This is a genomic window from Alkalicoccobacillus porphyridii (assembly GCF_007293315.1).
Classification (GTDB): Bacteria; Bacillota; Bacilli; order Bacillales; family Bacillaceae_D; genus Alkalicoccobacillus; species Alkalicoccobacillus porphyridii.
Map to the genome: position 1 here is coordinate 1 of NZ_VLXZ01000080.1, position 362 is coordinate 362.

Annotated in this window: 1 tRNA gene and 1 rRNA gene; both read left to right on the top strand. The window is 49.4% G+C overall.

The annotated features are described in order from the left end of the window. Window positions 1-149 precede the first annotated feature (149 nt). Window positions 150-265, top strand: a 5S ribosomal RNA gene (rrf, locus tag FN960_RS20955). A gap of 23 nt (window positions 266-288) precedes the next feature. Continuing rightward, window positions 289-360 (top strand) — tRNA-Asn (locus FN960_RS20960). Window positions 361-362 lie beyond the last annotated feature (2 nt).

The window sequence follows — 362 nt, forward strand, 5'->3', positions numbered from 1 at the left end:
GAGTGGAAGTGTGGCGACACATGGAGCGGACAGATACTAATCGGTCGAGGACTTATCCAAAATCATGGTGAAAAGATATGTGTGAGCACGGTTTAGTTTTGAGAGAATCCTCTCAACAATGGTTTGTCGCTTGTCGACAGCCTAAAAAGTCCGGTAGCAATAGCGAAGAGGTCACACCCGTTCCCATGCCGAACACGGCCGTTAAGCTCTTCTGCGCCAATGGTAGTTGGAGGCTTCCTCCTGCGAGAGTAGGACGTTGCCGGGCTTTTTTTTGTTTTATACATATATTCCACAGTAGCTCAGTGGTAGAGCAATCGGCTGTTAACCGATCGGTCGTAGGTTCGAGTCCTACCTGTGGAGCC